This window comes from Cohnella lupini (assembly GCF_003386205.1).
GTDB lineage: Bacteria > Bacillota > Bacilli > Paenibacillales > Paenibacillaceae > Cohnella > Cohnella lupini.
The window spans coordinates 659,656-675,718 of the sequence record NZ_QRDY01000001.1 but is presented as its reverse complement, the minus strand read 5'-3'; the positions used below and the strand labels follow the sequence as shown (position 1 = coordinate 675,718).

General features: G+C 36.2%; 25 protein-coding genes. All 25 read right to left on the bottom strand.

Annotated features, from left to right (window positions below; translation table 11 throughout):
• Positions 1 to 19: 19 nt before the first annotated feature.
• Positions 20 to 304 carry a DUF5316 domain-containing protein gene (locus DFP95_RS03235; RefSeq protein ID WP_115991099.1) on the bottom strand — a complete coding sequence of 95 codons (285 nt, stop codon included), beginning with the start codon at positions 302 to 304 and terminating at the stop codon, positions 20 to 22.
• 46 nt (positions 305 to 350) lie between these two features.
• Positions 351 to 653: a hypothetical protein gene (locus tag DFP95_RS03230; protein ID WP_115991098.1), complete on the bottom strand. Its 303-nt coding sequence runs from the start codon at positions 651 to 653 to the stop codon at positions 351 to 353.
• Positions 654 to 1,149: 496 nt separating this feature from the next.
• Positions 1,150 to 1,311 (bottom strand): hypothetical protein, encoded by a 162-nt coding sequence (locus DFP95_RS28770; RefSeq protein WP_181907222.1) that lies wholly within the window; start codon positions 1,309 to 1,311, stop codon positions 1,150 to 1,152.
• 117 nt (positions 1,312 to 1,428) lie between these two features.
• Positions 1,429 to 1,692 carry a GNAT family N-acetyltransferase gene (locus DFP95_RS03225; RefSeq protein WP_115991097.1) on the bottom strand — a complete coding sequence of 88 codons (264 nt, stop codon included), beginning with the start codon at positions 1,690 to 1,692 and terminating at the stop codon, positions 1,429 to 1,431.
• 18 nt (positions 1,693 to 1,710) lie between these two features.
• The gene (locus DFP95_RS03220) at positions 1,711 to 2,283 is read right to left on the bottom strand and encodes a GNAT family N-acetyltransferase (protein ID WP_115991096.1); all 573 of its coding nucleotides are present in this window, start codon (positions 2,281 to 2,283) and stop codon (positions 1,711 to 1,713) included.
• Between the two features lie 50 nt (positions 2,284 to 2,333).
• Entirely contained in the window at positions 2,334 to 2,855 is a 522-nt protein-coding gene (locus DFP95_RS03215) for a nucleoside/nucleotide kinase family protein (protein WP_115991095.1), read from the bottom strand.
• A 42-nt stretch (positions 2,856 to 2,897) separates the two neighbouring features.
• Positions 2,898 to 3,320: a DUF5412 family protein gene (locus DFP95_RS29210; RefSeq protein ID WP_281273391.1), complete on the bottom strand. Its 423-nt coding sequence runs from the start codon at positions 3,318 to 3,320 to the stop codon at positions 2,898 to 2,900.
• A gap of 533 nt (positions 3,321 to 3,853) precedes the next feature.
• Positions 3,854 to 4,366 (bottom strand): 8-oxo-dGTP diphosphatase, encoded by a 513-nt coding sequence (locus DFP95_RS03205; RefSeq protein ID WP_115991094.1) that lies wholly within the window; start codon positions 4,364 to 4,366, stop codon positions 3,854 to 3,856.
• 110 nt (positions 4,367 to 4,476) lie between these two features.
• Positions 4,477 to 4,872: a GNAT family N-acetyltransferase gene (locus DFP95_RS03200; RefSeq protein WP_115991093.1), complete on the bottom strand. Its 396-nt coding sequence runs from the start codon at positions 4,870 to 4,872 to the stop codon at positions 4,477 to 4,479.
• 131 nt (positions 4,873 to 5,003) lie between these two features.
• A complete protein-coding gene (locus tag DFP95_RS03195; protein ID WP_115991092.1) occupies positions 5,004 to 5,429 on the bottom strand; it encodes an NUDIX hydrolase in 426 nt (141 codons plus the stop codon).
• A gap of 411 nt (positions 5,430 to 5,840) precedes the next feature.
• Positions 5,841 to 6,449 carry a hypothetical protein gene (locus DFP95_RS03190; RefSeq protein WP_115991091.1) on the bottom strand — a complete coding sequence of 203 codons (609 nt, stop codon included), beginning with the start codon at positions 6,447 to 6,449 and terminating at the stop codon, positions 5,841 to 5,843.
• Positions 6,450 to 6,507: 58 nt separating this feature from the next.
• On the bottom strand, positions 6,508 to 7,059 hold the full coding sequence (locus DFP95_RS03185) for a hypothetical protein (RefSeq protein ID WP_115991090.1): 552 nt from the start codon (positions 7,057 to 7,059) through the stop codon (positions 6,508 to 6,510).
• 138 nt (positions 7,060 to 7,197) lie between these two features.
• A complete protein-coding gene (locus DFP95_RS03180; protein WP_115991089.1) occupies positions 7,198 to 7,647 on the bottom strand; it encodes a GyrI-like domain-containing protein in 450 nt (149 codons plus the stop codon).
• Positions 7,648 to 7,748: 101 nt separating this feature from the next.
• Entirely contained in the window at positions 7,749 to 8,228 is a 480-nt protein-coding gene (locus DFP95_RS03175) for a methyltransferase family protein (RefSeq protein ID WP_115991088.1), read from the bottom strand.
• Positions 8,229 to 8,472: 244 nt separating this feature from the next.
• Positions 8,473 to 8,907: a hypothetical protein gene (locus DFP95_RS03170; RefSeq protein ID WP_115991087.1), complete on the bottom strand. Its 435-nt coding sequence runs from the start codon at positions 8,905 to 8,907 to the stop codon at positions 8,473 to 8,475.
• Between the two features lie 272 nt (positions 8,908 to 9,179).
• A complete protein-coding gene (locus DFP95_RS03165) occupies positions 9,180 to 9,776 on the bottom strand; it encodes a hypothetical protein (RefSeq protein ID WP_115991086.1) in 597 nt (198 codons plus the stop codon).
• A gap of 229 nt (positions 9,777 to 10,005) precedes the next feature.
• On the bottom strand, positions 10,006 to 10,359 hold the full coding sequence (locus tag DFP95_RS03160) for a hypothetical protein (protein WP_245987306.1): 354 nt from the start codon (positions 10,357 to 10,359) through the stop codon (positions 10,006 to 10,008).
• Positions 10,360 to 10,608: 249 nt separating this feature from the next.
• Entirely contained in the window at positions 10,609 to 11,358 is a 750-nt protein-coding gene (locus tag DFP95_RS03155; RefSeq protein ID WP_115991085.1) for a hypothetical protein, read from the bottom strand.
• 250 nt (positions 11,359 to 11,608) lie between these two features.
• Positions 11,609 to 12,100, bottom strand: coding sequence for a peptide ABC transporter substrate-binding protein (locus tag DFP95_RS03150; protein ID WP_147304122.1), 492 nt, complete (start codon positions 12,098 to 12,100; stop codon positions 11,609 to 11,611).
• A gap of 204 nt (positions 12,101 to 12,304) precedes the next feature.
• The gene (locus DFP95_RS03145) at positions 12,305 to 12,685 is read right to left on the bottom strand and encodes a hypothetical protein (protein WP_115991083.1); all 381 of its coding nucleotides are present in this window, start codon (positions 12,683 to 12,685) and stop codon (positions 12,305 to 12,307) included.
• A 202-nt stretch (positions 12,686 to 12,887) separates the two neighbouring features.
• Positions 12,888 to 13,436, bottom strand: coding sequence for an SMI1/KNR4 family protein (locus DFP95_RS03140; RefSeq protein WP_115991354.1), 549 nt, complete (start codon positions 13,434 to 13,436; stop codon positions 12,888 to 12,890).
• Positions 13,437 to 13,683: 247 nt separating this feature from the next.
• The gene (locus tag DFP95_RS03135) at positions 13,684 to 14,172 is read right to left on the bottom strand and encodes a cysteine hydrolase family protein (protein WP_115991082.1); all 489 of its coding nucleotides are present in this window, start codon (positions 14,170 to 14,172) and stop codon (positions 13,684 to 13,686) included.
• 487 nt (positions 14,173 to 14,659) lie between these two features.
• Positions 14,660 to 15,118, bottom strand: coding sequence for a GyrI-like domain-containing protein (locus tag DFP95_RS03130; RefSeq protein ID WP_115991081.1), 459 nt, complete (start codon positions 15,116 to 15,118; stop codon positions 14,660 to 14,662).
• 205 nt (positions 15,119 to 15,323) lie between these two features.
• Positions 15,324 to 15,704 carry a retropepsin-like aspartic protease gene (locus tag DFP95_RS03125; protein WP_115991080.1) on the bottom strand — a complete coding sequence of 127 codons (381 nt, stop codon included), beginning with the start codon at positions 15,702 to 15,704 and terminating at the stop codon, positions 15,324 to 15,326.
• Positions 15,705 to 15,947, bottom strand: coding sequence for a hypothetical protein (locus tag DFP95_RS03120; RefSeq protein WP_115991079.1), 243 nt, complete (start codon positions 15,945 to 15,947; stop codon positions 15,705 to 15,707). It abuts the gene before it with no gap.
• Between the last annotated feature and the right edge of the window lie 116 nt (positions 15,948 to 16,063).

The window sequence follows — 16,063 nt, the reverse complement described above, 5'->3', positions numbered from 1 at the left end:
TTTTATATCTTTCAATTATTTAGAGAAAATATAAGAGTACTGAAACAGTAATGAATGGAATTGAAATTATTATTAATCGCCCTGTCCATTTGTTGTTTTGCTTCCTGTCTTCTGGAGTACTTGTATGGAAATTTGCCCTCATGCGATCACCACTTACTAATGATCCCGACATTATCATTGCGATTACCAACAAACTAATTCCAATATAGAAGTTAACTTTCAAAGTCAGGGATTCGCCACCAATAAAATATGAAGTCAAACTTATTAATAATGAAGTGAGAATGCTTGTTATGAAAAGCTTCATTTCTTCCCCTCCTATTTAATAATCGTAATTATGGTTACCTTCGACTTTATTTAGGGAAGTCATATGCTTTATTCTTAACCCAGACTTTATAGATCATTGAACCCGCTAAATATTCCTGGTCACAATAAACATCCTGTCGATGTCCATGAAATGTGTTTAATCTTACTAATTCAAACAACAGTGCATAAGCCAATTTAGAGTCCTTGGTCTTATATCCATCAAATAAGTAGCCTATCTCGTTATAAGCACCACTATAAACCCATTCGTGTGCCTCTCGAATAGTTTCAAACTGCTTTTCTTCAAGAAACCAGGATATTGAATCTTCAGAATTCTTATCACTCTGATGCATCAATTATTCAATCCCTTCTTTTCCTAATGAGCTCTCTTATGAATTTGTATTGAATTGCCATACCGTGTATTAACGTACTTCAAACTCATTGCTACTTAGATAAAAATCAGATTTTTCAGACTCAACATGGTAAGAAAAAACTTTAACCAATCGATAGGTTCCATCCTCTAACCAGTTCTCAATAATTATCGAACCCGTTTTCGTTCCTTCGGGCATCATAGTATAACCGATCGCAGGAAAACTATATAAAATTTGAACACTTTCTGCATTTGAAATTTTATTTTTGATGGATCAGTTATTTTCATTGTTCTTGAATCGCAAGCACTTAGGAAAATGAACGATACTGCCATTAAAAGGACTGAAATTCTCACAGAAATCACCTCTTTTTCCTCTTTCAAATCACTCGTAAAACAAATATACCATCACCCCCTAAAAAATGGTAATGGTAGTTGTGATTGTATTAGCTTAACCGGATTGCAATAGAGACTTCCCAAATTCATTTTTTTCTTTTCTTCGATGCCATCCAGAAGACAAGTATCACAATTGGGATAAAGATGAACCATGGAATGTTGATAGTACTTTGTGTGATAAAGGCGAGAACCAGCAATCCAATAGCACCAAGAATAAGCCAGAGACATCCTCTACCGAACGTTTCCATGCGCCTGGTTCCTCCTCAGGGTTTGCACATTTAATCAGATATAGTAAGTTTATGTCATTGGTGGATGCCACATACCAAGAAATTGAGGACCTGATTGTCCCCGAAGTTTGAATAGTTTCACATTGGTTTATTTATTCTTCTCATGAAATTCGTCATTTCAGTTACTTTATTGAAATCCCATTTATTATAGAATTCTACTTTGTCACCTGAACAATATAATTCAATTCTTTCAATTTCTTTAATTTGCGGATGGTTTACTATGCCTTCAAATAATAATCTTCCTAATCCTCTACCCTGATATTGACTTAAAATGATGACATCATAGATCATCGCTTTATAAACAAAATCAGTAATCACTCTCTCAACAAATGATATTTCCATCTCTATCACAGCCTTTATTTAACTTTTTTCTTTATTTATTTGCGCATAGATAAGAGTATCCCTTAGTCTACTTCCATCAGCAGAGAACCCATCATTTCTTAATGTCCCTTCTAATTGAAAGCCTAATCGTTGTGGGATTGCTTTACTCTTTTCATTTAAGTTGTCGCACCGAATTTCTATTCTTCTTGCTTTCAGTTCATTAAAAGCAAAATCAGTTATACCTTGAATCGCTTCTGTCATAAATCCTTTACCGCTCATTCGGGAATCTATCCAGTATCCGATTTCAAATTTAGGTATATTCCAATCCGGCAAATGTAGCCCTGAGGAACCGATGAATTGGTTTGTTTCTTTATGAAGAATTAAAAGTCTGAGATCCTCTCTCTTTAAAAATTTTGCATGTGCTTCTCTTATATTTGCTTCGCTGCCATGTTCAGATTGTTCATTCCGTGCAAAAGGCAACCATTCCTTAAGCTCATTTATGGATGAGATCGTACTTTCGTACACAATCTTACCGTCACCAGGGAGGGGCATTCTAATTAGTAACCTGTCCGTTGTAAATTGAGTTGGAAAGTCTAATAAAATTGGATTCATTCCATCATCCCTCTATCTTCATAAATGTCTCTATCGGCTGAGTATATCTTTTAATTTTTTACAATAAATCTTGGGTTATTCATAATTTCATTCACGACATCCTCAACTTCCATATCCGTTGTTGTTATTAAATGTTTTTCAGGAGGGTTTGATTGTAAAATCTCTTTTAATCCTTCAATACATCTTTGGCCCATTTGATGTTCCGGAATTCGTTCAGCATCTCTACCAAGTAGTTCTTCTTCGCCAACGATGAGGACAACAAATTTAATTGTTATTTTTCTATCGTTTATCTTCTTCTTGATCATGTCTGCATTACTGAAGAATGCTACATAATCAATCACAACATCATGGTCATGCTTTAAATAATTCAAGGTTAACGATGAAATATTCAACCAAATCAGATCACTATGATATGTACTTAACCACGGCATTTCATGGCCGCCAATTACCATGTGATCGATCAAGTCACCCTCAATATATGCACTTCTGGTTAGTCGCTCTGCGATAATCTTGGATGTTGTGGATTTACCGGCACCTGCAGGGCCAGAGATAATATACACGCATCTTTCCATGATCTTCATCCTTTGCATCGGTTTTATCTAACGTTCTTATATTCATGAATTAGAATATCCGTAGGTTTCACCCTTATCTAAATTTAATATATAATTATTTATGGATATTTCATGGGCATTTATCCATTCCACATCAACTTTCTCTGTCCTCACTTGATAATAGATTCTTTTCTTAAACCAAAGAGGACCTAATAATTCTCCCCTTATTCCAAAGGTCCCCATCGCACCGGCATTCCAACTATAAAACACAATAGTAAATTCATTATCAGGTGAGTGAATTGTATTAATGATTTTCTGCCCGCTGGAAAAATATGAAGTAAAAAGAATTACCAATAATAGAATTATTGACATTACAAATGATAGAAGAACCGATATACTACTCCCCGTCTTTTGCCACCACTTTGTATTATTCTTGAAGCCTTTAATACCAAACACGAACGCAAGAATACATAAAATCAATATCATGTAATTAGGAGGGGTGATTAACCAAGTATTATGAATATTAGAATACAGAGAATAAGAAGAACTTAAAATACACATTAAGACCAAACAAAATGAGTATAAATTGTAATTAATTTTTATCCTCTGCACCTATGAATACCCTCCTTATTGCCTTCCCAAGTCCACATCTAAATCCAGTCTGGACCTGGGGCCGGAAAGCCCTAGCTTGTATGTCGTCCCTAAGTAACTTACTTAGCCTTTTTGGAATGGTCTTCTTTATCCCATGTATTTAATAGAATCCAAATTGCAATTGTAATAATTGTTATTACTCCTATGCTATAAAGAATTCTCGAATAATCAATTTCATATAAAACAGGAAATCCGTTGGAACAAAAATTATTCCAACAAAGAAAATTATTACTGAATAAAGAATAAGCAGTATACCCTTTGCACTGATTTTCTCTGTCAACAAATTAACCACCTCAAATTTGGAACTTATTTCTACTTCTAACTCCGGTCCGGACCGAGGGGCGAATACTCCGAGCGTTAAAATGGTGTTATTTCAAGGAGCTGACTCCTTCGATTTGACCCTCAAAATAATGTTTATCGGTTTTCTTTAACTCCTTATTATTTTTTTCATCCCATATTGTAGATTGTTCAAAAACTCCTGGCTTGAAAAACAATGGTATTCGCTTTCGAAACCAATCCTGCATTGGAAGATCACTAACGTGATCCTTATCTATCCAAACTAATTCCCCTTCTGGAGGATTTTCAAGTAATTCTCCCTCAAAGGAAGTCACGAGATAGTTAAAGACCATATATCGAAGTCCCGAATTGACTTCACAAATCTCATTCAATCCCTTATAGATAATTTCTTTAACAATTAATCCTGTTTCTTCTTTAACTTCTCGGATTGCCCCATCAACTATACTCTCAGGAAAATCCACTTTGCCTCCAGGAGCTAGGTAACCTGGAAACCCCAAATGTTTTGGACGATTTAGAAGTAATACTTGATTTCCATCTTGGATCATACACAAGGTTAGGACTTTATATTGTACCTCCGCTAGCATCTATCTAGATCCCCCCTAACTGTCTTTTTAACAATCTCAGCTCTTTCAAAATAACCTTGTATTCACGACGACCTTCCACCTTATGGTCTGAAGTGCCGGCCGCGATGCGGTTACTCTCTTCTCCAAACACCACCCGCACAGGCGGTGAACCCACAATTTTCATAAAAAGCCTTGTGCTTGTCTTGATACGTCACTGTTATTATTGAGATTCCATATATATGAGCCTCTTGTAACAAGGTCTTTACTAAACTGTTTCCTATACCTTTTTCTTGATAATCTGGATGTACAATCACATCTTCTAAATATCCATGTTCAATTCCAGGACCTGCAATGTACCCGAAAGCAATTAATTCCCCTTCTTCATTCCGTAAACTCCCCCAGAACAAACATCTTTCAAACAGTAAAGGATAGTCACTTTCTCTTCTATCCCATCCAACTGACTCTCGTAAATTTGGCACTTCGTGTTCCATAATTTTATTATTGATTTGGATCTCGAATGACTCCATAGATCTCCTACTTTCACAAAATAGCATTCGGTGATGTCATCTAACGTTCTTGTATTCACGAGGTCCCAGCACTTTTAGCCCGAAGGGCGTCCGCGATGTGGTTAGATGGTGCGGGTGTCTCTTGAATACATTCAAATGTTCTTATCATCATTAAACACAATACAAAATAGATGATTTTCAGGTCGTAAACATAATTCTATCCGTTGTCTAAAATTTTTCCATTCTACTTTTTGGAGAGCTTCTTCTATCGGAAAGAAACCGGAATCTAAACTTTCTGAGGTTTGTATCAACTCTCCACCAATTGGTCTGGCCAAAAACAATGTGTTGCAAATTGAATTTCCGATGTTTTGAAAAATACCGCAGAACTTAATGATTTCTATGTCTATTCCTGATTCTTCTTTTGTTTCTCTTATTGCGGCTTGAATTAAAGACTCGCCCTCTTCTACTTGTCCCCCAGGCATCTCCCAGCCTCTTCTTGGCCCTTTAATAAGTAATATTTCATTCTGATTATTAATAACAACTGCTGCAGCTGAAACAATATGCTTGGGAGGACTCATCGAATTGGCTCCTTATAAAATTGAAATGTTTTCCTCCGAACTTCGCCCGTTCCGGTGATGTCCTCTTCGAATTTTCTTCGATTTAGTCCCGAATAATTATGCGTGAATAATCTATAAAAATATTGAATAATCCTATTACTTTAATTTCATACTGTGTGTTTGATCTTGAATAAATATCTTCAACCTTCATATACATTCCGGCAGTTCTTATATGTCTTGAATGTATTTCAATATTCTTTGAGTTCTCCTGGCAGACAATAACCTCTGGTGTCGACGTACAAGAAATATTGTATTTATCTGAAAGCCATTCCAAATAATCTTTCTTTGAGGGACAAGTTAGAATAGCAATAACGAATACTATAATCAGAATCGAAAGAGTCCAACGAATTAATTGCTTCATAAATCACCTTTTTAATAAAAATCAATTTGTCTATCCAGAACTATTTCTTGTATTTTTCTCTCCAAGAAAACTGCACTTGGAACTAAGGAGAATTCTAAGTTAACAAGGGATTCTGGTATTGGCGGAGATATAATGAATTGCATCTCAGTTTGTGCACCTCCCCCACGGCTACCATATCTTCGAACTACAAATTGTTGATCACTTATAATCTCGAGTAATAAATTAGGCTTAAGATGAACTTCACGTTCATCCGCATTTTGAAGCCTAATGTCCACAAAGACAATGCTCACATTCTTATATTGCATTGAATGCGTTAGGGTATATTCACAGAACTCTACAATCGACTTCTTCATAATTGATATTACGTTTTGAAGTTCACCCAGTTCATCCGGAATAAGGGGTCTAACTTGATCTTGTAAATTATGAATTAAGAAACTAATTTGAGATTCATCCATTTGAAATCTTAATGACCATTCTTTTATTTGCTCGATTGATGGAAAAAATCTTCTGCCTTGGGTTAAAGATCGATGAGAAGTAATTAAGTCAATGATTTTCTCATCCATTTCTTTTATTGTTTCATCATATTCATTTGGAATTCTTCTCAATTCACTCCACCCCATTTACTCGTACTCCTTTAGATAGATTTATTTCTGCTCGATTCCAGGCGTTTGTACGGAGTTAGCTGACATATCGCTCATCTTTGAAATACTCAAGCGTCACTTTGTTACCTTCTATATTCGGATAAACATTAATCTTCTTAAGTAATACATATAAATGATCTCGAAAATCAAATAGTTCTACACCTGGATAATAAGAATATGATTTTTGAAGTGTTATTGGCTCTTGCTTCGGCAGTTCAAAAAGATATTCATTCTCTTCTTCTTTAAAATATTTCTTAAAAACTCTAGCTTTCAAATAATATTCATCATCTAATAGGACTAGTGGAAACTGTGTATTGCCTTTTACGTTTGGATGGACTTCAAAATCTTTTGACTCCATTTCGTATATCGTTGAAGACTTAATTACTTTCCATACTTGATCTAAGCTATAAGGGATTCGAAGCAATTTATGATCTAACCCTTCAAGAATCTGTATGATCTTTGCAATACCTAAGAGTAATGGCCCCGCTACAAATCCTGCCAATAGTAAAGTTAAGTTTCCACTAGCAAAGCCAAAAAATATTCCGAAAACCAATACAATAATTCCCATTATAAATATGAATAATTGCATTCCTGTCGTCCCTTCTCTCTTGCGATATTTCACATAACGTTGTTGTATTCACGACGCCTCATCACCTTAAGGTTCACAAGGAACGGCTGCGAGCGGTTACTAGCTGAAGTAGCTGCCCTCTTGAACACCTATCAAAAATTATTCTTCTATTGGAATATAAACATCTACTTTATTTGGCCATTGTGGATCTTCAAATTTATAAATCTCCATTGCCAATGCTCTCTTATTATTTTTCAACCCCTGTTCTTTCAAATATTGATGTATAACTGAATACGTATCTCCATCTGATCTCGCTTTCCCATATTTATGAGCTGGGACTATAAACCCTATCATGTCATTTGGAACTTCCTTTAATTCCGTTACTTCTATGCAAATCAAATATGTAAATAACGTTTCGGAGACAAAACTCAAACAAACATATTCAGAAGCCTTCGCAATTCTCTTTATCTCTTCTGTCCGTTCCATGAAAGCTTGCTTTGCTCTTTCAATTCTTTCTGGTTCATGATTCGCAAATACTGATGTTACTGGAATTCCAACAAACTTCAATTCAGGCATTTGAATAATTTCGACTTCTGAAGAAATTGTCATGGACTTGGCTCCCTTCTAATTGTCTTTGAAAGTCCCGAAACGTGAAGATGGTGTTATCAGATGCCGGTCTTCGATAAACTCTCAATATCTTGTAGATCTTATTAAGGCTTCCACGGTTTAAATCTTGGTATCCATCTAGGTACATTTACCATATAAATTTGATATTCTTTTCCGAATCTTTTATGTAATCCAGGCTCTTCTGAAGCAATGAAGTAGATATGATTGATTATAAAAAAGAGTAATGACCAAATCATTAGTCCTCGTGAGTTAAAAACCAAACTCTCCCCAACTAGAATGAATAATACGCCAGAGATCATTGGGTTTCTTACATAGCTATATATCCCTCCGACGATCAACTCAATAGTTGGACTCCATGGAGCTAATGTGCCTTTACCGATAAGAATAAAAGTCCGGATCGTAGACACTAGGATAATCAAACCTGTAATTACTACTAAGCCCCCAAGAACAGACTTAAGATTTAAGTCTGAATTTATTGAATCCCCAATAATTAGATATGGAATTAAGACTGCATTTGTGGCTGGTAATAAAAAGGAAACTAAGTGTTTAATAATATAATTCACTTATACCCCCCCTATAAATGTTTCAAATGCACTTAACCGGTTTCTGCACCTTAAGCCCGGAGGGCTTCCGCGATGCGGTTAGGTGGTGCGGATGTTTCCAGCTGAATCAACTACCATGCTGCTGCCCCAATTGTATCCCTGAATCCACTTCTAACTCCCGCTGGACCGAGAGCCGACTACTCGGAGCGTGAATAGGGTGTTAGCTGAAGGATCGGTCTTCTTGAGTTGTCATACAATCTCTTATTTATTCAACTCTGATTTCAGCCTTAATAAAATTCTCTCTTGGTATCGGTTCTCCAGCCATCCTTCTTATCATTGATAATTGTCCGACATGCGTCATGGCGTCTGATAAAGGCCCTTGTATAAGTTGTTCAATAATTCTTTCTCTTTGAGGTATCCCCGTTGTTTCAATTAATTCATCCAGTTTGGAAAGTTCTTTAAAGAATATATTAACTTCGTCATCCCAAGTACTTATTTCTTCGACCATTTGTATTCGATCATCAAATACGGTTTGAGCATATCTAATGACATCCGACATGTGTTTCAAAATTTCTATAGGCGTTCTGACTCCACTTCCTAGATCAAAATTGTAATAATTTATTGGTGTATTCAAAATTGCTTTTGAACTCCGATATTTAAGAGTCGATATATAGTGTCTTAAAAAATAAACTTCATCCATTTTTTCTCATCCTTTGCTCTGTTATTTCTAAAGGTTTACCTATCTTTCAGATAACGTTCTTGTATTCACGACGTCCTACCACCTTAAGCCACGAAGTGGCAGCTGCGATGCGGTTAGGTGGTGCGGCTGTGTCCGGTTGAAAATATTTCTCTGCTGCTTGAAATGCCTCATCGAATCGACATCGGTCTCCTGCCGGACCGAGCAGCCGTAAGGCTGCGATGCGTGAATAGGGTGTTAGCTGAAGTTCCTGACCTCTTGATTCACTTTCAACATCAAGTCATTAAGAACCATTTATACATTTTAGATTTCATATTATTTGCTATTTCTTTATCTCTTCTTTCAAGCCACTGAAATAATGGTCGTTCAATAAATCCACGAAGATCTTCCCTGGTTATTTCAAGACTGTCCATAATCTCAGAAAAGGTAAACCGAATGTTGTACTTGTCCTTATTATCTGTCTGAGGATCATCTGACCAAACAAGTAAATAATCTTCATGATACGTAATCCCTGGTGTAGGATCGTGTCCCAACCATGGACTTTCTCTATTGTTAATTGCTTCAATTACTTTTGACCAATCTTCCAGCCCACAACAACAGCTGGGCATGATAAATATTTCTTCATCCTTAATGAAAGCAACTCCACCCAAGATGGCAACTTCATCTAGCATAAACAATTCTTCAAACGAACTTTGTATGGATTGACTAATGTCTATATTGTTGTATCCAAACAAGTGTAATAAGAATAGTTCCACATCATGTTTACTACTTTCAGAAGTCAAATAAGTAACTTCATTTCGAGTTAATTCGCTTTCAATCCATACAGGGCAATCATAGTAAGGCTCTCGTATCACTGGCTTAGTATAAGGCATCTTGGATTGCTCCTTAATATGAGTTCTCAGGGATCCCGAAGGGACGACCGCGATGCGGATAGGTAGTGCGGGTGTTGTCCGGTTGATTATGCTTCCTTGCAACTGCCAATTGTCTCTCCGAATTCACTTTTAACTCCGGCCGGACCGAGGGGCAAATGCCCCGATGGGTGAATATGGTTTAGGCGAAGTTGCCTTGTTCTTAAATGTTCTTATATCAATTTTTGAGTATTTATATGTAGTCCAATAATTTCAGTAACTTGCATTTCTCCGACTCTCTTAGATCCTTCCTTCTATATTGATGAACTTGTCTTCTCATTTCCGGAATAATAATCCACATTCTTGCCGTTCCTACTTTAGGAACAAAGATATTATTATCTAATACCACTTCTTTATTATCATCTTCAAACTCAGGATGAATCATAAATATCCCTGTATCTTTAATATTGTCGCCATCGTATGAAAAATCAGATCTATATCCTTGAAGTGGTAAATTTCTCCTTCCACCTTCATCAAAAGAATACAACTTATATTGGACCTTAAAATCAGGTGGATGCTTCTTAATTTGTTCGTACGGTATCCACATGGTTTTTCTCCTGGGCAATTTCCCTTAACGTTCCTTGTATTCACGATGCCCCTCCACCTTAAGGTCCGCGGCCGCGATGCGGTTAGGTGGTGCGAGTGTGTCCTGTTGAATCTGTATCCTTGCTACTGGAATCTCAACCTTTGATCCACTTCTAACCCCGGTCAGACCGAGGGGCGAATGCCCCGATGCGTGAATATGGTGTTATCTGTAGTGCCACTCTTCCTGAATAACATTCAGCGCTTAAATATATCATCTATAATAATTTAAATAACCATTGTGCTTTGCTTGTACTAGTTCATCACTATCAGTGACAAATGATAAATTATCATATGAAATGTACTTATACTCGTCTTTGTCCTTGATAAATTGAAAACAACATTCCTTTATCTCCTCTGAGGTTTTGTCCATATCATACTTTTCTTTATCTTCAATAGATTTATAAAAGACATATATGGAGCCAAAGAAGAAATCAATCTTGAAAATCTTTATACTGGTAAAATGCTTGAAGATTTCTTCTTCTAATTGCTTCGAAAAACTTGAAATTAATTCTTCTCTATATGCCATTTCAAATGAGTGACCAATGACAAATAATCTATCTTCTTCAATAAATATCTTATCCCGTTCAGTCTTATCTAAGGTTGAATAATAATTTGGTCTTCTTAAAAAAGAAAATTTTGGAATACTATATTTACTGACTAGATTCAAAAAGTAGCTTAGAGTTTTCTCTTCATTTGGATAGTTTTTTCCGTATTCTCTCATATTGAAGCCATCTTGCTGCATTCTAATTAAAGCCTCATTATCGTTCGAATAAATATCTAGTCGGTTTATCATGTATGGAGGTTTCGAATCTATTTTCTCATGATGGTAACCGCAACAAAGGATATTATAACCAAACTCTTGATTCATCCAATTGGATAGTTCGATGAATAAAGGATGTTGTTTAATATCTCCATCCTTTATCTTCTTGACTAATTGATAAGATGATTCATCAAGGATCATTATTATTCCTCATTTCGAAATTCGACTCTTGTGGCATTACAGATAACGTTCTAGTATTCACGACGCCCCACCACCTTAAGGTCCGAAGGACCGGCCGCGATGCGGTTAGGTGGAAGGATGTGTCCGGCTAAATCCCTTGCTGCTGAAATTCTCATCCCCGAATCCTCTTCTAACTCCGGCCGGTCCGAGGGGGGACGAAGTCGACCCGATGCGTGAATATGGTGTTATGTGAAGTCTATGCCTTCTTGAGTTAGCTAATCCAGGTACTATTTGTTTCTGATATCCATTTGCCATTCCTAAAATTCAACTTTACTTCAACTCCTACTGCCCCTAAGCCTGACCTAAACTTTGATCCAGATATATTAACGGATGTATTAGATTTATAATCAACAGAATCTATATTTAGGAGTACTCCTTCGATATAATTACCTTCCTTCACAAATCCTTTCTCCTCAAGTGCTTTGAATGAGGAATTAAATATTTCAATATTATATTTCCCCTTAAAATAGTCATTTATTTCTTTTCTATTAATGTCTGTAATCGATTCTAAATTATCCATGTTAAGTGATATATATTTTATGTTTTCACTAAGTGCAGAATCTAAGGACATGATTGACTCATAGGCTTCAATATATAATTCAGACACATTGCTTCCCATATTTTCGCTTGTTACATTTTGATTTAAACAGCCTAAACATAATATTAATAAAGACAATATCATTAGGCTCTTTAAGATTTTCAAGATCATCACTTCCATTAGCATAGATTTCACATAACGTTATTGTATTCACGACGTCCATTCCCCTTAGATAGCTCTTATCTTAGGGGAATAGTTGAGTCCGGCTGCTTTGACTTCTCCGAAATCCCACTGCCGAAGGCCCGATGCGCGAATATGGTGTTAGCTGATGTTGACCACTTAATTGATTTGCATTCCAAATGCTTGAATTTATATGTTTACTTCATTCCAGTTATTAATAACATATCCCAACTGAGATGTGACAATTAATAAATAACTGATGTTTATAGCTAAATTAAATTTATGTCTTTTCGATATGTTCGTATATTCATCTTTATTTATTCTTCCGTTATCAAATTTAGCTTTGATATCCTTGCGCGACCTCATCAATATCCGAAATTCTATTATCCCCATTACGCTCCATAACAATGTGAGAATTAACAATAGTGCATTAGCAAGAGAGAGCATCATGCCTAATCCTACATCCGATATATTTGCAAATCTAAAACTTAGATGAGTTGCAAGAGTCATTATGAATAAACCTAATCCTATCAAACTCAATATTGGTTTAAAATTGTCTTTTATGTCCATCACGCCTTCCGGTCAATTTCATCTAACGTTCTTGTATTCACGACGCCCCACCGACTTAAGGACCGAAGGTCCGGCTGCGCTTGCGCAATTAGCCGGTGCGGGTGTGTCCGCTCGGATCTGCGCTAGCAAGATCCGATGTCCTGGCGGACCAAGGGCCGAATGCCCCGAGGCGTGAATATGGTTATGCGACGTGCCTCTTACTTTACCCCACAATGTCTGTCCAAAACGGTATCGTCTTTATTGATTCAAAATCGATATCTTTATAGCCCTTAATGCCAAATTCTATTTCCAAATAATTAAATAAGTTCTCTCCGTAATATATTATGTCTGTTTGATGGACAGAGAAAATTGGATTATTCCTTTCAAACGGATTTTGGGGTATAAATCTATGGAAATAAATTGGTATTAATTGGGGGGCTTGATTCATCTTCTCTTTACATATCTCCAACGATTCCAACAAATTATTCGGTTTGCTTCCCCATCCTTCAAACCAAAATGAATTATGTTCAATATCAAAAAGAATTCCTTCAAGAGGCAATTTAAGCTTGTCTTTAATTACATTTATATTTTCAATCGAGCTATTACGCCAGTTAATAAATCCATTTGAGATCGGTAAAGCAGTAGATAGGAATTCTAAAAGGTCTGGTGGAAACTGAATCTCGAATCTCTTCTGAATATTTTCAATTTCGTTATCGGTTAGCCCTTTGTCAAAAAAGACACTTCGAGATTTTAGTTGTTCAATTATGTGCAAGTTCCTGTACTCCTTAAATTGAGGCATATCGCATAACGTTCTTATATTCTCGACGTCCTTCCACCTTAAGCCCCGAAGGGCGGACGCGATGCGATTAGGTGGAAGGATGTGCCCGGCTGAATCTGCTTCCCTGCTACTGCCAATACTTCTCCGATCCTCTTCTAACTTCTGCCGGACCGAGGGCCGTATGGCCCGAAGCGTGAATATAGTATATGCTGTTGGGGCCATCTTGAGTTACTTTCACATTTCATTTATTTATTAAATATTTAATTACTGGATACGAGATTATATTTCTATCTCTGTACGTTGAAGTTATTGCATCATTTTTTGTACTTAATATTCCATTTTGTAAAATTACAGCATTAAATCCTCTTTCTATAGCCCCATTATAGGTAAACAAGACACAATGCTCCGCAGCGTTTCCCGCTATAATTATACATTCAATACCTTGATTTATTAGAATTTGTTCAAGTTCTGTCTTCCAAAATGCATTTGAATTTTCTTTAGTTAAAGTTAAATCTTTATCCCTGATATGAATATCTGGAATTGTATCGTATAAATCTTTATTCGACTCTGTCATACCTTCGATGTCTTGAATATGTATAACAACATGATTTGATTCACGAATTAAATCCGAAACATAATTGATATATTCGCAAGCTCTACTTATGATTTTCTTTTCTATGTCCTCTAGGTGAATTGCTTGCATATCAATAACTAAAAATCCAATTTTCATCGAAGTTGCTCCCTCAGAATGTGTTTAATAAGCACTTGCCCCAATGTAGGATCTAATGTTCTTCTTATCAAAGAGGTATTACTAATGTTTAACTCAACCACGCTTGCATCGTGAAAAGAATGTGTACTTATAAATTCAAATGTTTCCTTAGAGAATCTATTAGATAAAGTTCTTAACTGTTTCCAGTAACCATCGATATCCCAATGATCATCTGATATAAAATACTTCACCGAATCACCTCATTAATTAGCACTTGCACGATTTCATATAACGTTCTTGTATTCACGACATCCTTCCACCTTAAGCCCGAAGGGCGGCCGCGATGAGATTAGGTGGAAGGATGTGTCCGGCTTATGCTTCCCTGCTACTGAAATGCTCATCCCCGAATCTACTTCTAACTCCGGCCGGACCGAGGGGCGAATGCCCCGATGCGTGAATATGGTGTTTGATGAAGGACATGCCCTCCTCGATTCGCTTCCAATCTGCATTATTCAATAGGTAAGTAAACTTGTACTTCTTCTCTCAATGTAATTTCAGGTCCTAATGGTGTTTCGTATATTTCAATATATAAAGTCTCTGGCCAGATAGGCTTATATTCTTTCTCCCTAATCCAGTTATTAATTCTAGAATATATCTCTTCCATTTGATCTATTGTTCCTGACGATGTTGCATATTTCCCATTGATTCTTATTAGATTGGCTTCATCAGGCAATGTTAATTGTTCTTTGGTCATGATCCATCCAAGATAAAAATATCCGATCTTATGGTCTTCGCCTTTACAAGGTTCATATAGAATTATGGTTTTATCTAATCGATTAATAATTTGTTGCTCTTTATCTTTAATTTCACTTAGACCTTGAGGAATGAGTTTAGGGTAATCTGAAAATAATCCCGTAAACTTAAAACCTACAAAAACGAAATTAAGATCCGATAATTTGCAATTCATAACTTCACCTACTTATTAGGATTGGATTGAATTATCAGTTGCGTGTCTTTCATCTAACGTAATCTACTTCCTCGCTACTGGAATCTCACCCCCGAATCCGCTTCTAACTCTGGCAGGATCGAGGGGCGAATGCCCCGATGCGTGAATATGGTGTTAGGTGAAGTTCTATCTCTCCATTGAAATACCAACAAAAAAATCTGCAATACTATTGCAGACGTTTTAGCTCTAAGTTGAATAAATCAATATTAAATTTGCCTTCAAGTAAGATGTCCAGGCCTAATAGTCCATTTATATTGTGATATTTAAAAGAAGTAAAATCGATCTCTAAATCTTTGACCACAAAGTCTCCGATTTCTATAGAATCGATTTTCTTAATAAAGGCATGTTCTTCCCCGCCAATTCCAAAACTTGTAATGAAATGATCATCTTTAGTTGCCCTTATATCAATGTCATCTACAGCGTCTTGAGAAATTAATGAGTGACTTGCACCGGTATCAATGACTACATTCTTAATTAATTTACTTTGGCCTTGATATTGAATCGTGACTTCAGTAAAAAGGAGCCCGTCTCTAAATTCAATTTGCATTTAAAGATATCTCCTCAATCCTATGTTCTTCCTTATAATGACTTCTATTTTGTCTTTAGATGTGTGATAAACCAGAGTTCTATTCTTGCAATTGAGAAGTTCACGAGTAGCATCCTCGTCTTTAACCGGCCCGATCAATGCAACTTCATCAATAATTTCTTTATCGTCATGTTCTATGGAATGCAAAATTTCAAACTTAACAAATTGATCTGGATATATGTTTTGAACGTCATTCCATTTCACGTTGGATCCCTCCAAACGACTTTTGATTTCATTTTATCATTTTTTAGTTTCAAAAGCCCTAGATAGAATTTCACATAACGTTCCTTGTATTCACAAGGCCCCACCACCTTAAGTCC